Raw genomic sequence first — 21,959 nt, 5'->3', positions numbered from 1 at the left:
GAGGCCTACACACCATGTTCGGACTGGCTACTGATACCTTCCTGCTCCTCGACGCGTTGGTTACCATCGTCGGGCTGATTCTGCTTATCACCCATTTCAAGGTGCACCCCTTCGTCGCCCTCACCCTGGCTGCCGGTTTCCTTGGCCTGACCTCTGGCATGCCGGTAGCCAAGGTCATGAAGTCGTTCCAGGACGGCTTCGGAGGCGTGCTGGGGTTCGTCGGCATCGTGCTCGCACTGGGGACGATGCTGGGCAAGCTGATGGCCGATTCGGGCGGGGCTGACCAGATCGCTCAAACCCTGATCAGGGCCTTTGGCAAGAAGAACGTGCACTGGGCGATGATGTTCGCTGCCTTCCTGGTGGGCATTCCGCTGTTCTTCGAGATCGGTTTCGTCCTGCTCATCCCTCTGGTCTTCATCGTCGCGCGGCGTTCCGGGGTTTCGCTCATCAAGATCGGCATCCCCTTGCTGGCAGGCCTGTCGGTCGTGCACGGCCTGGTACCGCCGCACCCAGGGCCGTTGCTGGCCATCGGCATCTTCCACGCCGACATCGGCAAGACCATCTTCTATGGCCTGATCGTGGCCCTGCCCACGGCCATCATCGCCGGCCCCCTGTTTGGCAACTTCATCTCGCGCTACATCCCCGGGCACCCTTCCCAGGAGCTGATGGACCAGATCGCCAAGGAATCGGACCAGGCCAACCTGCCGAGCTTCAGCGTCACCTTGATTACCGTGTTGCTGCCGGTGGTACTGATGCTGCTCAAGACCTTCGCCGACGTGGTGCTGCCTGCCGAGCACATCGTGCGCCAATGGATGGACCTGATCGGGCACCCTATCACTGCATTGCTCGCCGCCTTGCTGCTGGCGTTCTACACCTTTGGCTCGGCGCGCGGTTTCAATCGCCAACAGATCATGAAGATGCTCGATCACAGCCTCGCGCCCACGGCTGCGATCGTCCTGATTGTTGGCGCCGGCGGCGGCTTCAAGCAAATGCTGGTCGATACTGGCGTTGGCAACGTGATCGGGCAAATGGCTGTGCAAGCCGAGATCTCGCCGATTCTGCTGGCCTGGCTGGTCGCTGCGGTCATTCGAATCGCCACAGGGTCTGCCACAGTGGCGACCATCACCGGCGCAGGGATCGTGGCACCTGTAATCGACCTGGTGCCTGGGGTGAACCGTGAACTGCTGGTGCTGGCGACCGGTGCCGGGTCGCTGATCCTGTCCCATGTCAACGATGCCGGGTTCTGGCTGGTCAAGCAGTACTTCAACATGACCGTGGCCGAGACCTTCAAAACCTGGAGCATGATGGAGACCCTGCTGTCAGTGGTCGGCATCGTGTTCATCATGGCGCTGTCGCTGGTGGTGTGACCGTTGATCGGGGTGCTGGCACTTTGAACTGCCGGGCAAGGCCAAAAGGTTACGAACCTGCCCTGCCCGTCGCTAAGGAGATTGCCATGAATCGCCCCTGCATCCTGCTGCTTGCCCTGCTCGCCTCACCCCTGGCCCTCGCTGCCGGGACCGGGCCTACTTACCCGGATGACCCACACAACCAGGCACCCAAGCCAGGCGCAGACAGCACGCTCAACCCGATTGAAAAGCCTATGCCCCGTGATACGGATCCAAGGCTACAGGGCAACGATCCAGACAGCCCGCCAGCCCAGCAGAACGACAACCAGGATTTACCAGGCATGGACGGCACTGGCTCGGAAGGCACAACCGGCAAGGGTGCAAGCCAGCCCTGAGCTGTTGGGGGCGCCTGTAGCGCCCCATCGCTGAGCAGCTGTCTTATCGCCAGAAGGCGATAAGCGACGGGTTCATATCATTCGCCATGATATTAACCTTCAGCCCATTCGATTCGTTCCCCGCGCGCAACACACTCACACTCCGCCCATTCCTAATATATTGGCGGAGTTCTCCATGGAGCAGTCACTCAAACCTTTCGGCGTCCCACTTGCAGCCCTTGCAGTGGTAGCGCTCGGCGCTTGCAGCAAAACCCCCGATGCCGCGCAGGCCCCGGCGGCTCCAAAGGTCACCGTGGCCAAGGTGATCGAGCAGCCGATCAACGAATGGGACGAGTTCACCGGGCGCTTGGAAGCGCCGGAAACCGTCGAGGTGCGCCCCCGTGTCTCGGGTCAGATCGACCAGGTGGCGTTCACCGAAGGCGCCCAGGTGCGCAAAGGTGACCTGCTGTTCCAGATCGACCCACGGCCGTTCCAGGCCGAGGTCCGCCGCCTTGAGGCCCAGCTGCAACAAGCCAAGGCCAGTGCCATCCGAAGCGCCAACGAAGCCCGCCGGGGCGAGCGGCTACGAGACAGCAATGCCATCTCCGCCGAACTGGCAGAATCACGCAACAGCGCTGCGGCCGAAGCACGCGCCGGCGTAGATGCCATCCAGGCGCAACTTGACCTGGCACGTCTGAACCTGAGCTTCACCCGGGTCACCTCCCCTATCAACGGCCGCGTGAGCCGCGCGCAGTTCACCGCCGGCAACATCGTCACTGCCGATGTCACGCCTCTGACCAGCGTGGTCTCCACCGACAAGGTGTACGCCTATTTCGATGCTGACGAACGCGTTTACCTCAAGTACACGCAGCTGGCCCGCCAAGGCCAGCGCGGGCAAAGCACACCGGTCTACCTGGGCCTGACCAACGAGACTGGCAACCCGCACCTGGGGCAGATGAACTTCGTCGACAACCAGGTCAACCCACGCACCGGCACCATTCGTGGACGGGCCGTGTTCGACAACAAGCGCGGTGAATTCACCCCTGGCCTGTATGCACGCCTGAAACTGGTCGGCAGCGCACAGTACGATGCTGTGCTGATCAACGATGAAGCGGTGGGCACCGATCTTGGCAAGAAGTTCGTGCTGGTCATGGACAAGGACAACAAGGCGGCTTACCGCGCTGTCGAGCTGGGGCCAAAGCTCGAGGGCTTGCGCATCGTGCGCAGCGGGCTAGCCAAGGACGATCGCATCGTCGTCAGGGGCCTGCAGCGGGTGCGCCCAGGCTCCCAGGTCACCCCTGAAGAAGCGCCCATGGCCAGCGAGCAGACACTGGCCGCACTCGCCCAGCAACGTCAGGCGCTGGAAGCGAGCACCGGCACGGCCAAAGTGGCCGGCACCACCAACCAGGGCGCCAGCGCCCCTGCGCCGCGCGGTTGAGGAACCCCACCGATGAACTTCTCCAAATTCTTCATCACCCGGCCCATCTTCGCGGCGGTGCTGTCACTGGTGCTGCTGATCGCCGGCTCCATATCGCTGTTCCAGTTGCCCATTAGCGAATACCCCGAAGTCGTACCGCCCACGGTCGTCGTGCGCGCCAACTTCCCGGGTGCCAACCCCAAGGTCATCGGCGAAACCGTCGCCGCGCCCCTGGAGCAAGCCATCACCGGGGTCGAGAACATGCTCTACATGTCTTCGCAGTCCACCGCCGATGGCAAGCTGACCCTGACCATCACCTTCGCCCTGGGGACCGATCTGGACAATGCCCAGGTACAGGTGCAGAACCGTGTGACCCGCACGCAGCCCAAGCTGCCCGAGGAAGTGACCCGTATCGGTATCACGGTGGACAAGGCCTCGCCCGACCTGACCATGGTCGTGCACCTGACCTCACCGGACAACCGTTATGACATGCTCTACCTGTCCAACTACGCCATCTTGAACATCAAGGACGAGCTGGCGCGGCTGGGCGGTGTGGGTGATGTGCAACTGTTTGGCATGGGCGACTATTCCTTGCGCGTGTGGCTGGACCCTAACAAGACCGCCTCGCGCAACCTGACGGCCACCGATGTGGTGACCGCGATTCGCGAGCAGAACCGCCAGGTGGCTGCGGGACAGCTGGGCGCTCCGCCCGCACCAGGCTCCACCAGCTTCCAGCTCTCGATCAACACCCAGGGTCGCCTGGTCAATGAGGAAGAATTCGAGAACATCATCATCCGGGCCGGTGCGGACGGTGAAATCACGCGCCTGAAGGATATCGCTCGCGTCGAACTGGGTTCCAGCCAGTATGCCCTGCGTTCGCTGCTCAACAACCAGCCCGCCGTGGCCATCCCGATCTTCCAGCGCCCAGGCTCGAACGCCATCGACATCTCCGATGAAGTGCGCGCGAAGATGGCGGAATTGAAGAAAGACTTCCCCGAAGGCATGGACTACAGCATCGTCTACGACCCCACCGTGTTCGTGCGCGGCTCGATCGAGGCGGTGGTGCACACGCTGTTCGAAGCACTGGTGTTAGTCGTGCTGGTGGTCATCCTGTTCCTGCAGACCTGGCGTGCATCGATCATTCCGTTGCTGGCCGTGCCGGTATCGCTGATCGGCACCTTTGCCGTGATGCACCTGTTCGGCTTCTCGCTCAACGCCCTTTCCTTGTTCGGGTTGGTGTTGGCAATCGGCATCGTGGTCGATGACGCCATCGTGGTGGTGGAAAACGTCGAGCGCAACATCGGGCTGGGCCTCAAACCGCTCGAGGCCACGCAAAAAGCCATGAGCGAGGTGACAGGCCCGATTATCGCCACCGCCTTGGTGTTGTGCGCGGTGTTCGTCCCTGCAGCGTTCATCTCGGGGCTGACCGGGCAGTTCTACAAGCAGTTTGCCCTGACCATTGCGATCTCTACGGTGATTTCGGCGTTCAACTCGCTGACACTGTCCCCTGCCTTGGCAGCGGTGTTGCTCAAAGACCACCATGCACCCCGGGACACGTTCTCGCGGCTGCTGGACAAGTTGCTGGGCAGCTGGCTTTTTGCCCCGTTCAACCGCTTCTTCGACCGCGCCAGCCATCGCTACGTAGGCGGCGTTCGCCGAGTGATCCGCTCCAGTGGCATCGCCTTGTTCGTCTATGCCGGTTTGATGGGCCTGACCTACCTGGGGTTCTCCTCCACGCCAACGGGTTTCGTACCTGCCCAGGACAAGCAATACCTGGTGGCTTTCGCCCAGCTGCCAGATGCCGCCAGCCTTGACCGCACCGAAGCGGTAATCAAGCGCATGAGCGAGATTGCCCTCAAGCAACCGGGCGTGGCGGACTCTGTCGCGTTCCCGGGCCTTTCGATCAACGGCTTCACCAACAGCCCCAACAGCGGCATCGTGTTCACTCCCCTCAAGCCCTTCGACGAACGCAAGGACCCCAGCCAGTCGGCAGCTGCCATCGCCGCGGCGTTGAACGCCCAGTTCGCGGACATTCAGGACGCTTACATCGCGATCTTCCCGCCGCCGCCCGTGCAAGGTCTGGGTACCATCGGTGGCTTCCGCCTGCAGATTGAGGACCGTGGCAACCTGGGTTACGAAGCGCTGTACAAGGAAACCCAGAACATCATTGCCAAGAGCCATGAGGTGCCTGAGCTTGCGGGGCTGTTCACCAGCTACCAGGTCAATGTGCCGCAGGTCGACGCGGCCATTGATCGCGAGAAAGCCAAGACCCACGGCGTGGCCATCAACGATATCTTCGACACCCTGCAGGTGTACCTGGGGTCGCTGTACACCAACGACTTCAACCGGTTCGGACGTACCTACCAGGTCAACGTGCAGGCCGAGCAGCAGTTCCGACTCGACGCCGAGCAGATCGGCCAACTGAAGGTGCGCAACAACCGGGGCGAGATGATCCCACTGGCCACGTTCCTCAAGGTTACCGACACCTCCGGGCCCGACCGCGTGATGCACTATAACGGCTTCATCACCGCGGAAATCAATGGCGCAGCGGCGCCTGGGTACAGTTCAGGCCAGGCGGAAGCGGCCATCGAGAAACTTCTGAAGCAGGAACTGCCCAACGGCATGACCTTCGAGTGGACGGACCTGACCTACCAGCAGATCCTCTCGGGCAACACTGCGCTGTTCGTGTTCCCGCTGTGCGTGCTGTTGGCGTTCCTGGTACTGGCCGCCCAGTACGAGAGCTGGAGCCTGCCCTTGGCCGTGATCCTGATCGTGCCGATGACGCTGCTCTCGGCCATCACCGGGGTCATTGTCTCGGGAGGCGACAACAACATCTTCACCCAGATCGGGCTCATCGTCCTGGTGGGGCTTGCCTGCAAGAACGCCATCCTGATCGTCGAGTTCGCCAAGGACGAGCAGGCCAAAGGCCTCGATCCCCTGGCTGCGGTGCTCGAAGCCTGCCGTCTGCGCTTGCGCCCCATCCTGATGACGTCCATCGCGTTCATCATGGGTGTCGTACCACTGGTGTTCAGCTCGGGCGCGGGCTCGGAGATGCGACATGCCATGGGCGTGGCGGTGTTCTCCGGAATGATCGGCGTCACGGTGTTCGGGCTGTTCCTGACGCCGGTGTTCTTCTTCCTGATCCGCCGTTTTGTCGAGCGACGCCAGGCCCGCAAAGCCGAGCGCGTCCATCCGCTGGAGAACCCTGCATGAACCTGTTCAAACACCTGACACCGAGCCTGCTCAGCCTGGCCCTGGCGGCTTGCGCGGTGGGACCCGATTACCAGGCTCCGGCCACTGCCCCAGCCCAGCTGGAGGTCGACGCCCAGGCCAAGGCCTATGACCGCACCCGTTTCGAGAGCCTGTGGTGGAAACAGTTCGACGACCCGACCCTGAACCAACTGGTGCAGGCCTCGTTAGAGGGCAACCGAGATCTACAGGTCGCTTTCGCACGGCTTAAGTCCGCTAGGGCAATTCGGGACGATGCCGAAAACGATCAGTTCCCGGTCGTGACAAGCCGTGCCAGCAGTGAAGTGGGCAAAGGCCAGGTGCCTGGCCAGACCGACCACCGGGTCAATGCCGAGCGCTATGACCTGGGCCTGGACATGGCGTGGGAAGTCGACTTGTTCGGGCGAATTTCCCGACAGATCGAAGCCAGCCAGGCTCAGGAAGCAGCAGCGGTGGCCGACCTTCAGCAACTTCAGGTCAGTCTCATCGCCGAGCTGGTCGACGCTTATGGCCAGCTGCGCGGCGCACAACTGCGTGAACACATTGCCTTGGCGAACCTCAAGACGCAGCAACAGTCACGTACCATCACTGAAACGTTGCGCGATGCCGGGGTGGGTAATGAACTGGACGTGGTGCGGGCCGACGCGCGCCTGGCAGGGGTTGAAGCCAGTGTGCCGCAGTTGCAGGCTCAACAGGCCAGGTCGCGGCATCGCATCGCCACCTTGCTGGGCCGTCGGCCTGACGCAATCGGTGTGGACCTTTCGCCCAGGGCCCTGCCCGCCATCGCCAAGGCCCTGCCTGTAGGCGATCCGGGTGAACTGCTGCGCCGCCGCCCGGACATCCGCAGCGCCGAACGCCAGCTTGCTGCGGCCACCGCCAACGTCGGGGTGGCGACGGCAGATCTGTTTCCCCGGGTGAGCCTGAGCGGTTTCCTGGGCTTCACCGCAGCGCGCGGCTCTCAGCTCGGCTCCTCGGCAGCGGGCGCCTGGGGCTTGGGCCCCAGCATTACCTGGGCGGCGTTTGACCTGGGTAGCGTGAGGGCACGCCTGCGCGGCGCCAAGGCCGACGCGCAAGGCGCGCTGGCCAATTATGAGCAGCAGGTGCTGTTGGCGCTGGAAGAGTCGGCCAACGCGTTCAGCGACTACGACAAGATCCAGCAGCGCCTGCTGTCGCTGATGCGTCAGAGCGAAGCCAGCCGCAAGGCGGCCGACCTGGCGTCGATCCGCTACCGCGAGGGGTCAGTCGATTACCTGGTGCTGCTCGATGCCGAGCGCGAGCGCCTCAGTGCGGAAGATGCGCAGGCGCTTGGCGAGGTGGACCTCTATCGAGGAATCGTTTCGATCTACAAGGCACTCGGTGGCGGCTGGCAACCCGACACGGTGGCCAGTTCGCACTGAGCAGCACCACAGGCTCCTTTGGTGGGTCCATGACCGACCGTTTGCCCCGCCGATTCAGTTCTGCGGGGTTTTTTTTCTCAAGCCTGGGGGTTTCAAGCCCAGCCCGCCACGTGCGTGCCCAGCCTCGGTTGCATTTGCCCGTAGGCTGGCCCAAGCTTTGCCACTCCTGACACACGGACCGTCCGATGCCAAGACGTACCCGCTACCTGATTGCACTGCTGCCGTTGATGATGCTGTCAGCGCTGTTCGGCTATCTGTGGCGCGACGTGGAGCCTGAACAGCCAGCCCTGCCCCCGCACAGCTACGTGAAGGCACTGCGCCAGGCCCATGACGGTCAGCCCGGCGCTGCACGGGTCTTGTACCAACAGCTGCAGCGCCGTGACCTACCGGCCATCCGCCGAGCGGCCCTGTATGCCGAACTGCCCAATTACCCATCTGCGCAGGCCTTCAAGCTGGCCGAGGCAGACCTGAATCATGCCGATGCCATTGTACGCCGCGCCGCCGTGTCCGCGATCAGCCGCCTGCTGCCTGGGCCTCAGCGGAGCCTGATACTTGGCCCCCTGCTCGAAGACAGCGAGCAGAGCGTTCGTTTTGCAGCCGTAGGGGCGCTGCTGGACGTGGCCCCTGACAGCATGGGCCTTTACATCCGCGCCTTGCACGAAGCCATTCAAGCGCAGGAACAGGTTCTGCTCGCCCAGCCCCAGGACGTCGATGCTCAGGTCCAGCTTGCCCGCCTGTACCTGCACGAGGACGAGTATGTCAAGGCGGGCGCTGCCATCGAGCGGGCATTGGCAGGCGATGACAGTAACCTTGATGCCGTGGCGTTGAAGGTGACCTTGCTTGAGCGCCAAGGGGCGCAGGATGCTTCACGTCAGGTGCTGGCCGATGCGCTGGCAGTAACCCCCGATTCGGCGTTCTTGCAGCATGAGCTCGGCCGTTGGCTGATTCGTCACGACCAGCAGGAATACGCACTGTTGGCGCTGTCACGGGCGGTGGAACTGGAGCCGGACAATGCCGAGTATCGTCTGAGCCTTGCCAAGACCCTGCATGATCTTGAGCAACTGGATGCGGCCCAAAGGCAGTTGGAAGCCATTCTGAGCAGGACGCCCGCCAATCGGCAAGCCAGAGTCCTGCTGATCGAGTACTGGAAAGAGTCCGGGCAGTTGCAGAATGTGCAGGTGCTGCTCGCCGAACTCGAGCGTCAGAACCCGGATGATCCTTATCTGCAGAAAGACCTTTAGGCATGCGGCGGCCCTGTGTCAGCTGTCGATCATCTCCAGTACCTGCTCCACCAGCTGCGCCAGCTGGAAGGGCTTGCGCAGAAGCGCTGTTCCGGGCAGTTGAATGGATTCGGATTCGATCTCTTGCAGGGCATAGCCTGTGATGAACAGGATTTTTTGTTCTGGCTTGAGCATGCGCATGGCCCTGGCCACTTGCCTGCCACTGAAGCTGCCGGGTAACCCGATGTCGGTAACCACCAGATCGAACGGCTCATCCTGGCGAAAGCGCTGCAGAGCGCTATTGGCATCTGCGGCCTCGGTTACATCGAAGCCAGATTCAAGCAAATATTCGCGCATCACCGTACGCAGGTTCAATTCATCGTCTACAAGCAATACACGCTCACCGCTCCCTACCCGACCCGGGCTTTTGCGGCCGACGGGCGCTTCGTGAACGGCCTCAAAACAGCGGGGGAACAGCATGCTAACCCTGGTCCCCTCGCCCACCGCAGACTCGATCCACACATAGCCACCCGATTGACGTACGAAACCATAGACCATCGACAGCCCCAGCCCAGCACCCCGACCTGGAGGCTTGCTGGTGAAGAAAGGTTCGAAAGCCCTGGCCACGTCGCTGGCCGGCATGCCATGACCTTCATCGACGACATGCACGGCCACATAGTCACCCGCAGGCAGCCCTGTTTCATCCGGAAAAGGCACGCTTAGCCGTTCGTTGACGCTCCGAACTGTCACGGTGCCCTTGCCAAGGCATGCCTCGCGCGCATTGGCGCACAGGCACAGCAATGCGTTTTCCAACGCCGCAACGTCCAAGGACACGACCCAGGATGCGACGTCCAGTTGCCAGTCAATGTGCATCTCGGGGCCCAGAGCACTCAGCAGCAGCGGCTCGCTCAGGCGCAGTTGACGATTGAGGTGAAACGGCCTCGGCGCCGACGGCCGATCACGAGAGAAAGCAAGTAGGCGATGGGTTAGTTCCATGGCGCGCAGCACCGAATCACGAGAAAGCTTCACATACTCCTCGATACGTTCCAGGCGCCCTTCCTGGAGCCGCAGCTGCAGTAACTCAAGCCCACCCCCAATGCCTGCCAGCAGATTGTTCATCTCGTTGCCCATCCCGCCGGCCAGCTGGCCCACCGCCTCCATGCGCTCGGTGTTACGCATCAACATGCGGGACTGGCGCATGGCGTCTTCGCGTGCGCCGGTAATGTCTCGCCCTACGATGGTCACCAACCTTGCACCTACTCGCGCACTCCAGCTGAACCAGTGGTAGTGACCCTCACGGTGCCGCAGGCGTGTCTCGATCTGGCTGGTGTCGTTGCAACGCAGCAGCGATTCAATCGCTCGCTGGACCTGCGCAAGGTCTGCAGGATGGACCAGGGACAGGATGGGCAAGAGCTGCACCTGCTCCAGCTCCCATCCTAGAATGCGTAGCCAGGTGGGATTGGCATTATGTAGCTTGAAGTCGGGGGTGACCGTCATCATGGCGTCGTTTGACAGCTGCCAGATTCTTTCCAGCTCACTGACATGAGATGCAATCTGTCTCTCCAAAGACTTGGCCTGGCTTCGCCAATGCTCACGCCCCTCCTTGTTCGCAGCGGTCTCGATGATCGTATGGACAAACCCTGCAACCTCCCCTAGCTCATCGTTCAAGGGGGTATAACCCAAGGCGCACCAAGGTCCTTCAGCGTGATCGATGCGCACTGGCGGATCTTCGATAAAACTGGAACGGCCCGCTAGCGCGTCGAACACATACGGGCCCAGACTCTCCCACTGGTCGTGCCACAGCGTATCGAAACGCGCACCCAACGTGCCTGGCGATCCCTTAAGCGCCACGTAGGCGTCATTGGGGATGACCGTTAGCTGATTGCCCCACACCACGGCACACGGAAACGGTGAGTGACACATGGTGTCAACGGCGATGCGCAGGCAGGCAGGCCAGTGTGGCAAGGCCCCTAGCGCCGTTTGCGACCAATCGAAGCGGATCACCTGTTCCTTCAAATCGCCCGAGAGTGTGCGTTTGGACAGCTCCCTTGCGACCGATGCGGTTGGGGCTCTAGATCCTTTTTTGCCGACCAATGTGATTCTCCGTCATAAAGCAAAGGCTGTGGTCTGGATGTGGGCCTACGCACAGGGCTCATGCGCCGTGTCACGTTAGCATAGGCCAACGCCACACGATGACCTCCCTGCCCCGGATGCGCCGATGCGAGCGCGTCGATCGGCTGCGATACCGTTTAGATAAACGGATGACAGCTACGCCAAGCCTAACCAAATCCCACACTTTCACGGCTCTCCCCCTACAGTGCCGCTTTTAACAACGACCTAGGATCAAACCAGCCGCCCATCCTGGGCAGCGCGAGGCTTGAGGAACGGTTATCAATGGACAAGTTCGTGCATGCGGGACGTAGCCTGCTTGAGTTGGTACTGCTGATGGCAGTAGGTCTGGTACCTGTCTTTTCGGGACTGCTGGTCATTAACTATCAGCAGGAGGCCAAGCTAGAAGAGAACGCTGAAGTGTCGGTGCGCGAGGCGGTTTTCAGCGTCGATCAAGCCCTGGACCGTGTACATGAAGTCGCCATGAGCACGCTGCCACTAGCAGGTCAGCCTTGCAGTAGGATCAAAGGCGCCCTGGTCGACCAAGTGACCAGCCGTTCAATGCTCAGGTCGCTCGCAGTTATCGAGGACGGCAAGGCCTATTGCAACTCCGCATCGGACTCGCTTGAAGTGCTGACTGAAATCGCCTCGACGGGGGAGTTCTTGACATTCGATCACCAAATGCTGGATGCGCAGGGCTATCTGTTGATGAACATGCACTTGCAAGGTGAGAAAACAGGCGTGATCGCAACAAGCTATCCGATGCAATTACGCTCTGAACTTGACGCTTTCAAAGACGGACTCACACTCGTGCTGGAGTTTGACAAGCACGCCGTATGGAAGGATGGCGATAGCCTGCACGGTGAAAGGCCTTCTGTCGCCGAATTCACCCATGAACTGGCATCCACTCATTACCCTTACCGGGTGGTGGGTGGCTATCCCGAGGGTTACATCGCCCAGGAAATCCGCACGGCCGCGTTCAACGTGCTCCCTTCCTTGATGCTGGTGGGGCTCATGACGGGGTCGGTGATTTACGTGGTGTTGGGCAAGATGCGCGTCAGGCAGCGAGACGGTGCCGTCGATCGCCCAGGACGATGACGGCACAGCCGGCCATTACTCCACGCTCAGCACGCCCCGGCGCACCTGGTCACGCTCGATGGACTCGAACAGCGCCTTGAAGTTGCCTTCGCCGAAACCATCGTCACCCTTGCGCTGGATGAACTCGAAGAACACCGGCCCCAGCAGCGTTTCAGAGAAAATCTGCAACAACAGTCGCTTGTCCCCGGCTTGTGCTGCTCCGTCCAGCAAAATGCCACGTGCCTGAAGCTGATCCACCGGCTCACCATGATCTGGCAGGCGCTCGGGAAGCATTTCGTAGTAGGTCTGCGGTGGCGGGGTCATGAAACGCATACCCAGACCCTTGAGAGCATCCCAGGTCTTGACCAGGTCGTCGGTCGAAAATGCGACATGCTGGATGCCTTCACCGTTGAACTGCATCAGGAACTCTTCGATTTGCCCCGCTCCCTTGGAGGATTCTTCATTGAGCGGAATCCGGATCATGCCGTCGGGCGCAGTCATGGCCTTTGAGGTCAAACCCGTGTATTCGCCCTTGATGTCGAAGTAGCGTATTTCGCGGAAGTTGAACAACTTCTCGTAGAAGCCGGCCCAATAGGCCATGCGCCCGCGATACACGTTATGGGTCAGGTGGTCGATGACCTTCAGGCCCGCACCGGTCGGGTGGCGATCCACGCCGTCAATGAAATTGAAGTCGATGTCATAGATCGAGCTGCCTTCCTCGAAACGGTCGATCAGATAAAGCGGTGCACCGCCAATGCCCTTGATCGCCGGAAGACGTAATTCCATGGGACCTGTTTCGATATCGACCGGCTGAGCGCCCAGCTCGAGAGCGCGGGCGTAAGCGTCGTGAGCGTTGCGCACACGGAACGCCATACCGCAGATAGACGGGCCATGTTCGGCGGCGAAATACGACGCTACGCTTCTGGGTTCATTGTTCAGGATCAGGTTGATGTCGCCCTGTCGATACAGGTGCACATCCTTGGAGCGGTGGGTGGCCACCTTGGTGAAGCCCAACATCTGGAATACAGGCTCCAGAACACCGGGGGTAGGCGAAGCCAGTTCGATGAACTCGAAGCCCATCAAGCCCATAGGATTGTCGAAAATATCAGCCATGTGCGTGTCCTCATCTGCAGCGAATTCAATGTTTGCCTGGGATGTCGAACAGCGCTGGCGGGGAGCACGGAATGCCCCGCACACTGCGCGCGAGGAAGTCGCCGATGATCAATCTGAAGCCAGGGTATGTCATAGGACCCGTACTCAGCAGGTGTGACTCCTCCGAAACAAAGGAGCCTTATTGTTTTTTTCGTAAATCGATTCTACACAGCGTAATTTGTTTTGTCCCGCATTTGTTCCTCGCCCCTGGGCACAGGGCTATGCTTTGTAGCGTCTCCCTCGATCAGTTGCCACTATGCCCCTTTCTAGAAAATCGCGCTCAGGCTTCGGCTGGCGAACCCTGCTGCCCTGGATGGTCGGCGCATTCCCTATCGCATGCGGCATCGCCGTGATGAACTGGCAGATCGAGCGTGATCTGCAAGCTGGCAGCCGAGCGTCTGCCCAGCAGGTCATCGAGCACGTCGAGCGCATCCTCGATGGGGCCTCACGTACTGCAATCGCGTTGCTGCCCTCGGCGGGTACACCTTGCGCCGAGGCGCAGCTGCTGTTACGTGGCGAAGTCACCCGTAACGCCTTCATTCGCTCGACCAACCTGGTCAAGCAAGATCGGCTGTACTGCAGTTCATTGTTCGGCGCGTTCGATGAACCAGTGACAGCCAGCGACTATGTCGATGGGCACCTGTGGTTGATGGACGGTAATTCCGTTACACCTGGGCACCCGCTGCTGGTCTATCGCGCCAGTGACAAAGACCGTGCGGCGATCACCACGGTCGATGGCGATCATCTGCTGATGGCGCTGCGACTGCTCGGTGCAGGCCATGCGCTGTACCTGCGCGTGGGAAACGCCTGGATGGGCCGAGACGGCATTGTTCACCAGGGGCCAGCCCCGGTTGCGATAAGCGCCCCTGTGTTCATCGCGTCTGCACACTATCCGTTCAGCGTTGAAGGCGGCTACATGGCGCCCCAGTCGAGCCGGCTTTGGCGCAGTCACTATCTGGCGCTTCTAGGCTTGCTGGCGGTGCTGGGCGTTCTTGCCGGCGTTGCCTGCCACTGGCAGATCCGGCGGGCTACCTCGCCGCGTGCCGAACTGCGCAGGGCGCTGGAAGCCGACGAGTTCCTGCCCTATTTCCAACCGGTGGTTCGTCGAGGGGACTACCGCTGGGCCGGTGTGGAAGTGCTTATGCGCTGGAATCACCCGAGCGAAGGCCTGGTAAGGCCCGACCTGTTCATTCCCTATGCCGAGCACAGCGGCCAGATCGTGGCGATGACCCATTCGTTGATCAAGCAAACGGCGAGCAGCCTGGCGCCCTACGCCGCCCTGATGGATGACGGATTCCACATCGGCATCAAAATCACGGCCGACCACTGCCGCAGCCTTGAGCTTTTGGATGATTGCCGCGCATTCCTGGCCCACTTCCCACCGGGTCGGGTCATCCTCACGCTGGAGTTGACCGAACGCAAGTTGCTCGAACCCTCGCCCACGACGCTTGAGTTGTTTGAGCAGTTGCATGAGATCGGTGTAATGATCGCCCTCGATGATTTCGGCACGGGCCAGTCGAGCCTCAATTACCTCAGGCAATTCAAGGTGGATTACCTGAAGATAGATCAGAGCTTCGTTGCCCTGATCGGCGGGGACGCGTTGTCCGTTGCCGTTCTCGAAACCATCATCGAACTATCGGTCAAGTTGGGGCTCGGCATCGTGGCCGAAGGCGTCGAAACGCTAGTTCAGCGCGATTACCTCGAGCAGCACGGGGTTCACTTCCAGCAGGGTTATCTTTACGCCAAGCCAATGCCTGCCGCCGAGTTTCTGCAGACGCTGGCGGCGCAGCCTGCCGCTTCGCGGTTGCCGCAACGCACGCCCCCTGAGATCATGCGCGGCTGATCTCAACGCTCATCTCCTGTATACGAGGCACTTGTGTCAAAAGGGATTGTTACATCGGTCACGGCGTCCTGCCTGTTCGCCGTGATGTACTTTTATACATCGCTGCTCAAGCCACTGGACGGCGAGGAAATCTTCGGTTGGCGCACGCTGCTCACACTGCCTTGCCTGACGCTGTTCATGCTGGTGTCCAAGGACTGGGCAAAGGTGGGCGAATTGCTGCGCAGGGTCAGCCGTACACCCCAGCTGCTGCTGGGTATGGTGGGTACGTCCTGGCTGATGGGCGTGCAACTGTGGCTGTTCCTGTGGGCGCCGCTGCATGGACGCAGCCTGGAAGTGTCGATGGGTTACTTCATGTTGCCCCTGGCCATGGTGCTCACGGGCCGATTGGTCTACGGCGAACGATTGTCGCACTTGCAGAAGATTGCAGTGGGCTGTGCAGCACTTGGGGTGGGCCATGAACTGTATCAGCACGGCAGTTTCGCCTGGGAAACCCTGGTGGTGGTTATCGGCTACCCGATCTATTTCGTGCTAAGGCGCCGCTGCGGCACGGATCATCTAGGCGGGCTGTGGTGCGACATGTGCCTGCTGTTGCCTTGGGCCATCTATTTCGTGGTGCAAGGGCCGCTCTCCAGCGCCGACATGCAGGCCCATCCAGGCCTTTATGTACTGATCCCCGTGCTGGGAGCGATCAGCGCGTCTGCGTTGATCGCTTATGTCCTGGCCAGCAGGCTATTGCCGTTTAGCCTGTTTGGACTGCTCAGCTACGTCGAGCCGGTCCTGCTGGTCGGCGTAGCCTTGCTGTTGGGCGAAACCATCGGTCCAGACCAATGGCTCACTTACCTGCCCATCTGGGCTGCCGTGGTAGTGCTGGTCATCGAAGGGTTCAAGCACATGCTGCGTCACCGTCGGCGTTCGGTTTAAGCCGCACCTGACGTACCCGGCGCTCTTCCACAGCCTCGACGATCAGCGTCCAGCCGTTCCAGGCAATACGATCGCCTACCACCGGAAGGCGATCGAGCAAGCTCATCACCAGGCCCGCCAGGGTCTGGTAGTCCTCGGTCGCACGAGCAGCGAAGCCCGTTCGAGCCTGCACCTGGGTCAGGTTCACTGCGCCACTGACGACAAAGCCCTCGCTGTCCTGAATGATCCCAGGCCCTTCGACTTCACTGGCGTCAGGTAGCTCACCAGCGATGGATTCGAGAATATCGGTCATGGTCAGCACGCCTGTGAAATCCCCGAACTCGTTGACCACGAAAGCAATGTGGGTGGACTGGCTACGCATCTGTTCGAGGGCATTGAGGATGCTGAAACTGTCCAGCAGGTTCAACGGGGCGCGGGCCATGCCCTCCAGGTCAGGCTGATTGCCCGACAGCAGTTCCTTGAGCATCTCTTTCTTGTGCACGAAGCCTAATGGCTCGTCCACCCGACCATCACGAATCAGCGGCAGTCGCGAGTAAGGCGAACTGATCAAGGCGTGTGTGATGGCGTCGGGCGGTTGAGCCAGATCAATCACGTCGACTTCCGAGCGCACGGTCATGACTGTCCGGATCGGGCGCTCGGCCAAGTTCAGCACGCCGCTGATCATGACCCGCTCGCGGCGATCGAACAGCACCTGTTCGCCATTGCCCTCTACCATGTCGGCGATCTCTTCCCCGACTTCGTCAGCTTCGACGCGACGACCGCCGAGTAGACGCAATACCGCATGCGCCGTACGCTCACGCAAAGGCCGATGCTGCTGCAGGCTGCGCTTGCGCCGCGCCCTGGCCAGCTGGTTGAACAGCTCGATCAGAATCGAGAAGCCGATCGCTGCATACAGATAGCCTTTGGGGATGTGGAAGCCCAGGCCTTCTGCGGTCAGGCTGAAACCGATCATCATCAAAAAGCCCAGGCACAACATGATGACCGTCGGGTGGGCATTGACGAACCGGGTCAGCGGCTTGCTGGCCACGATCATGATACCGATGGAGAAAATCACCGCGATCATCATGATGGACAGGTGTTCGACCATGCCCACGGCGGTGATCACCGCATCCAGGGAGAAGACCGCATCGAGCACCACGATCTGCGCAACGATTGGCCAGAAGGCCGCGTGACGTACGGGGCCGCTGGTCTGGGCGACATGGCCCTCGAGCCGCTCATGCAATTCCATGGTCGCTTTGAACAGCAGGAACACACCACCAAAGAGCATGATCAGGTCACGCCCCGAGAAACTCTTGTCGAACACCTCGAACAAAGGCGCCGTAAGCGTGACCATCCAGGAAATACTCGCCAGCAGACCCAGGCGCATGATCAGCGCCAGGCTCAGGCCGATGATGCGGGCGCGGTCGCGCTGATGAGGGGGAAGCTTGTCAGCCAGGATCGCGATGAACACTAGGTTGTCGATACCCAGCACCAATTCCAGGACGATAAGCGTGAGCAGGCCTAGCCAGGCCGTCGGATCAGCCAGCCATTCCATCAGCGAATACTCGTAGAGATTGAGGGGATTGAACGATGTGGCCAGCAAGGCCGGGGACTGGGAGGCTCCGCGAAGGTGCTCATAGTGACCTGAATAACAATTAGGGAAGATGATCCTACAAGCACAGCAGGTTTTCCGGTAAGCGCAAAACTATTACAAACCGTTAGCAGCCTATCCCCGCGTGCAGCCGGTGCGTTCCCCGGCGCCGGGTGGGCACTTTTGTTCAATACCGGACTGACGTTGTGGCTGGATGATGCCCGGCACATCACCCGTGAGTACTTTCCCATGAATCTAGCATTGTCCATGGCAGCCTTCGCACTGGCGGCCTCCATTTCGCCAGGCCCGGTTAATGTAGTGGCCCTGGCCAGCGGCGTTCGACACGGCCTACCCGCAAGCCTGGGCCACGCAGCAGGCGCGACACTGGGTTTTTGCGCGCTCCTGCTGCTGGTGGGCAACGGCCTGCATCAGCTACTGGCACATTGGGCGCCGCTACAGGGCGTGCTCCAGGCCGGGGGCGTGCTGTTTCTGCTTTACATGGCCTTGCGACTCGCCAGCGACGACGGCGCACTGGGCGCCACTCATACCTGCGCGCCCCCTTCAGCCTGGTGCGGGGCAACCATGCAGTGGTTGAACCCCAAGGCGTGGCTTGCCGCAGTGGCCGGGGTGGGCGCCTATACAGCAGGCGAGCAACAGGCGCTGTGGGTCTTTACAGGGATATACGCACCGATATGCTTCGTGTCCGTGGCCTGCTGGGCTTGGGCGGGAAGCGTTGCAGGCCGGCACCTGCAGAGCCCGCGCCCGCTGCGCCTATTGAATCGTACGCTTGCTGCGTTGTTGGTCGCCAGCGCAGTAGGGCTGGTCATATAGACTCTGCGGTTTACCGATAATGCCCGGGGGTGGCCGCCAGATGCCGCTTGAATGCCCGCTGCAAGTGGGACTGGTCGGCAAAGCCCGCGTGCTGGGCAGCCTCGGCGATCGATTGTCCGTGGCGCAAGTGCGACCGGGCCAATTGCACACGCTGATCGAGCAGGTAACTGTGCGGCGTCAGGCCGAAGCGCTTGCCAAAGGCACGGATCAGGTAGGCACGCGACAACCCGCAGGCCGTGGCAATGTCTTGCAGCGTTAGCGGATCGCTCCGGTGGGCGCGAATGAACGCTGCGGCCGCCTCAAGGCGCGGGTTGAGCGCAGCCTCGGGCGCCGGTTCATGGTCAAGGAAGCTGGGCAGGTCGCACAGCATCGATATAAGGCCTTGCTCACGCTCGGCCGCATCAGGGTCAAACAGCGTGGCGCACACCGATAGCACCTGCTGATACAGGCCCGGGGCTGCGCTGTATCGTTGGCTCGGCCAGGTAAAACCTACCGATGCCAGCCACGGCGTGTCGATGAACAGCATGATGTACGACCACGGCAGACCCGACACATGATTGCACGCGTGAATCACGCCCGGATTGATTAACACGGTGCTGCCGGCCGCAACCTCGAACTGTTGGTTACCGCTGACGTAAGTACTGCGCCCGCCGGTGATCACCCCGAGCGAAAAGCTCTCGTGGGAGTGGGATGCGTGGCACACCTGGCGCCCGTCTCCCACCACACGCGCCTCGACGAAGGGCAGTGCCGGATCACGCCAGAACCGAGATACCTCAAGCATCGTCGCTTTGCCCCCATTCCTTGGAATCGGCCGATATTACACCGCCGGAGACGGGAACAGGTCCAGCGTTCGCTCCACTTCCTGGATGTCGATACGAAAGCCGTCCCCGTCGGGCAAGCCAACCACGAAACCGAAGTGCTGATGGTCGCGGTCGGTGAGGTACTTGTAGTAGCTGACGAAGCGGTTCGGCGGCTGAAGGGTCAGCAGGCACCCGCCCGCCTCCAGCACGTTCACGCCGTGAACCAATTGGCTCCCCTCCACCCCGATGACCACATGCGCCCCGGCGCAGGCTGCGACGATCGAAGGCACGTCGCTTTTCAACGGATCGACGACGCGAAACCCCCGGGTGAGGCGCAAGTGTTCAGCCAGTGCCAGTTCGTTGCGCAGCAAGCGCAGGTCGCCATCGCCGCCGCGCAGCAGAAATACACCTGGGTGCGAGGCGTGGGCCACATGCGCACGAAGCTTGTCGCCCATTGCCCGATACCGGGCATGACGGTCACGGTTATTGCTCTGGTCATCGAACAGCACCAGTTCGCGGAAGAACGCCGTGCGCAGGCGATGCGGCTGCATGCCAAGCCATGCTTCATAGGCAGGGGCCTGGGTGAAGATCGGGTATTTCACGGAGGGCGCGGTGGTGACGGGCATGCCCTCGTTGCAGGCCAGCGCGTAGGTCGGGCAATCCTCCATCAACCAGGTGCCGAACCACGCATTGCCGTTATGCGTGCAGTAGATGGCCCCGCGATCGATCTCATGCTCAACGCTCAGGGGCGCAAACGCGCTATGCCGGTGCGACAGCCACTGGGCAGCCTTGCCCTTGTACAACGCGCCGTCGATCAACCACACGTCCCTGCACAAATAGCCGCGGGTCGGCCCATGCGCGGTCCGGATGCCGCCTTCCATGGTCGAGCGCGGGTGCACGAAGGGATAGAACCGCTTGCCTTCCCAACCCGTGACGCGCTCGAGCTGGCCTGGCAAAAATATCGCGGGCGGGGTAATGGACATTTCACCCGGCGCAATGTCCCACGAACGCTCGGCAATGCTCCTGATATCTGGCGAGGCCTGCCTGAGCAGGCGCTTTCGCAACATGTACTGATAAGCAGCCAGGGTCCATGAGCGCGACGACGGGGCCGCGGGCAAAGTGCTGGGCTGCAAGCTATCACCTGCCATTGAACGTCTCCACGCGAAATTGTCGATTAAGGTGGCCGCTTGGCCCGTGCGTTGCCTGTACCGCACTCAGGTACAGGTGATGATCTCCATTGCCGGCGCTGATGGCAGGCCTGCATAACGCTGCTTGAGCGCCGTGACCAGCTGATCGCCCGCCCCCGCGGCACCATACAAGTAGATCTTGCTGAGCCCGCCAAAGACCATTTCGTGATAACGGCTGGCCAGCGCCTGCACGCTCGCGTCGTCAGGCACGCCAAGGTGCAGCGTAAGCTTGTCACTTTCGACTGCGAACAATGGCGTCTCCCATAGAAAGTGGGCGATGCCGGATTTGGGCAGGCGCACGAAGAGGTGGGCATGGTTACCCAACGAGTCGATGTCGCCGCCTCTGCGACGCTTCCACCTCAACAGCCCGTCGTCGGGCCGCGCCAGACACAGGCCAATGTCGTAGTAATCGAAGCCCTGCCCAAGCGCCCACTCCAGCGCCATGTAAGTCGTAATCGAGTTGACTTCACGCAGACGCTTGGCATCGGAGAACACCGCCTCGCAATAGCCGAAACGCAAAGTGCTCCAGTAGCGCTTGCCGGCGCGAACCACTTCACAACCCAGGTGACAACCGATCACGTGTTCACCCTGCACGATGAGGTCGAGCCTGCCGACCTGCTTGGCGATCCTGAAGACTTCATCGGTCGGTATTTGCGACGCAAGAAGGCCCTTGCGGGCTGTGGCATAGGGGCGCAGGAACTCCCGGTCCGCCATCTCGATGTCCTCGTCAGACACCGCCTGGCGCATGTGATAAAGGGGCCGGTGTTTGCGAATGCTGCGGCGCAACTCGCTGTCATAGCGCGCGGTTATGTCTTCTAGGGGGCGCCCCAACGGCACGACGGCACTCACGTAGTGAGGCACCGTCAGAGCACCTGCGGTAGGAACTTCGCTGACCATTACCACTGGACGTCGGGCGTTTGGTACAGGGCTGATCACTGAAGAGCGGGGGCTGGACAGTCCGCTCATCAGCAACTTGGCCATGTCGCGCTGCTGTTTGCGGCCTACATAAAGGATGTCATGGGCACTTTCGTGTTGCAGGCGAAACCGACTGATTTCCCAACGCCAGACGCAGGCACGGGCGGCAATCTCACGTGCCTGGGTTGCCAAGTGCCGTAACCGATATCGCTGGGAGGGTGACAGTGAGCGACGAGCCACTGCCCAGAGCGTCTGTTTCATCAGATTCGACGTCCACTGTAAGTTTTGCATTCTTGCAGACATATAAAAAAGCCGAAGCACGACCAACCTATTGATTAATAGAGCATTGCATTACTCGAGGTTTCATATTCAGTAACAATTTAAGGTGCTATCAAAGTGTTTGGCAAGCAGCGAGCCTCCATAAAAGCCATATGTTTTATGGCGCCAATAATCCATGGCGCAGCCTGATCCCGATTGGGCCAAGCTATGAGTTATAGCGCCTGGTAATAACCGAGTACCACCGCATCAAATACCCATGACGTGTGATAGCCCCTCAAAAAAAGGAGCTCGCG

Annotated in this window: 16 protein-coding genes; 10 read left to right on the top strand and 6 right to left on the bottom strand. The window is 61.0% G+C overall.

The features are described 5' to 3' along the window. The first annotated feature begins 14 nt into the window (after nt 1-14). The 6 genes from CWR53_RS09970 to CWR53_RS09945 all read left to right on the top strand — a co-directional run bounded on the left by CWR53_RS09970 (nt 15) and on the right by CWR53_RS09945 (nt 9,003). Nucleotides 15-1,367, top strand: coding sequence for a GntP family permease (locus tag CWR53_RS09970; protein WP_027914937.1), 1,353 nt, complete (start codon nt 15-17; stop codon nt 1,365-1,367). Between the two features lie 86 nt (nt 1,368-1,453). Next, nucleotides 1,454-1,741, top strand: a complete 288-nt coding sequence (locus tag CWR53_RS09965; protein ID WP_100851400.1) for a hypothetical protein — start codon at nt 1,454-1,456, stop codon at nt 1,739-1,741. 175 nt (nt 1,742-1,916) lie between these two features. Then, nucleotides 1,917-3,158: a multidrug efflux RND transporter periplasmic adaptor subunit MexE gene (gene mexE / locus CWR53_RS09960; RefSeq protein ID WP_058637755.1), complete on the top strand. Its 1,242-nt coding sequence runs from the start codon at nt 1,917-1,919 to the stop codon at nt 3,156-3,158. Nucleotides 3,159-3,170: 12 nt separating this feature from the next. After that, on the top strand, nt 3,171-6,350 hold the full coding sequence (locus tag CWR53_RS09955; protein WP_078478594.1) for an efflux RND transporter permease subunit: 3,180 nt from the start codon (nt 3,171-3,173) through the stop codon (nt 6,348-6,350). Next, nucleotides 6,347-7,762, top strand: coding sequence for an efflux transporter outer membrane subunit (locus CWR53_RS09950; protein WP_100851399.1), 1,416 nt, complete (start codon nt 6,347-6,349; stop codon nt 7,760-7,762). The genes CWR53_RS09955 and CWR53_RS09950 overlap by 4 nt, the downstream gene beginning before the upstream one ends. A 185-nt stretch (nt 7,763-7,947) precedes the next feature. Next, nucleotides 7,948-9,003: a hypothetical protein gene (locus CWR53_RS09945; protein WP_100851398.1), complete on the top strand. Its 1,056-nt coding sequence runs from the start codon at nt 7,948-7,950 to the stop codon at nt 9,001-9,003. Between the two features lie 18 nt (nt 9,004-9,021). On the opposite strand, the gene CWR53_RS09940 is transcribed toward CWR53_RS09945, so the two are convergent. Beyond that, nucleotides 9,022-11,076, bottom strand: a complete 2,055-nt coding sequence (locus CWR53_RS09940) for a PAS domain-containing sensor histidine kinase (protein WP_100851397.1) — start codon at nt 11,074-11,076, stop codon at nt 9,022-9,024. Nucleotides 11,077-11,376: 300 nt separating this feature from the next. On the opposite strand from CWR53_RS09940, the gene CWR53_RS09935 reads away from it, so the two are divergent. Continuing rightward, nucleotides 11,377-12,189, top strand: a complete 813-nt coding sequence (locus CWR53_RS09935) for a CSS-motif domain-containing protein (RefSeq protein WP_100851396.1) — start codon at nt 11,377-11,379, stop codon at nt 12,187-12,189. 15 nt (nt 12,190-12,204) lie between these two features. Here CWR53_RS09935 and hppD read toward each other — a convergent pair whose 3' ends face one another. Then, nucleotides 12,205-13,281, bottom strand: a complete 1,077-nt coding sequence (hppD, locus tag CWR53_RS09930; RefSeq protein WP_100851395.1) for a 4-hydroxyphenylpyruvate dioxygenase — start codon at nt 13,279-13,281, stop codon at nt 12,205-12,207. 295 nt (nt 13,282-13,576) lie between these two features. On the opposite strand from hppD, the gene CWR53_RS09925 reads away from it, so the two are divergent. Then, a complete protein-coding gene (locus CWR53_RS09925) occupies nt 13,577-15,163 on the top strand; it encodes an EAL domain-containing protein (protein ID WP_100851394.1) in 1,587 nt (528 codons plus the stop codon). A gap of 33 nt (nt 15,164-15,196) precedes the next feature. Further along, a complete protein-coding gene (rarD, locus tag CWR53_RS09920; protein WP_100851393.1) occupies nt 15,197-16,084 on the top strand; it encodes an EamA family transporter RarD in 888 nt (295 codons plus the stop codon). On the opposite strand, the gene CWR53_RS09915 is transcribed toward rarD, so the two are convergent. Next, nucleotides 16,047-17,618 (bottom strand): TerC family protein, encoded by a 1,572-nt coding sequence (locus CWR53_RS09915; RefSeq protein ID WP_058605038.1) that lies wholly within the window; start codon nt 17,616-17,618, stop codon nt 16,047-16,049. The genes rarD and CWR53_RS09915 overlap by 38 nt on opposite strands. Before the next feature lie 285 nt (nt 17,619-17,903). On the opposite strand from CWR53_RS09915, the gene CWR53_RS09910 reads away from it, so the two are divergent. Beyond that, entirely contained in the window at nt 17,904-18,485 is a 582-nt protein-coding gene (locus tag CWR53_RS09910) for a LysE family translocator (protein ID WP_058605039.1), read from the top strand. A gap of 10 nt (nt 18,486-18,495) precedes the next feature. Here the strand turns inward: CWR53_RS09910 and CWR53_RS09905 are convergent, their stop codons facing one another. The 3 genes from CWR53_RS09905 to CWR53_RS09895 form a co-directional block, all read right to left on the bottom strand. Next, nucleotides 18,496-19,266: an AraC family transcriptional regulator gene (locus CWR53_RS09905; RefSeq protein ID WP_100851392.1), complete on the bottom strand. Its 771-nt coding sequence runs from the start codon at nt 19,264-19,266 to the stop codon at nt 18,496-18,498. A gap of 36 nt (nt 19,267-19,302) precedes the next feature. Next, nucleotides 19,303-20,433, bottom strand: coding sequence for a glycosyltransferase 61 family protein (locus CWR53_RS09900; protein WP_100851391.1), 1,131 nt, complete (start codon nt 20,431-20,433; stop codon nt 19,303-19,305). Between the two features lie 66 nt (nt 20,434-20,499). Beyond that, entirely contained in the window at nt 20,500-21,648 is a 1,149-nt protein-coding gene (locus tag CWR53_RS09895) for a hypothetical protein (protein ID WP_100851390.1), read from the bottom strand. Between the last annotated feature and the right edge of the window lie 311 nt (nt 21,649-21,959).

Origin of the sequence: Pseudomonas sp. SGAir0191 (assembly GCF_002812565.2) — a bacterium.
GTDB lineage: Bacteria > Pseudomonadota > Gammaproteobacteria > Pseudomonadales > Pseudomonadaceae > Aquipseudomonas > Aquipseudomonas parafulva_B.
The sequence above is the reverse complement of the archived record's forward strand: the minus strand, read 5'-3'. Positions and strand labels throughout refer to the sequence as shown.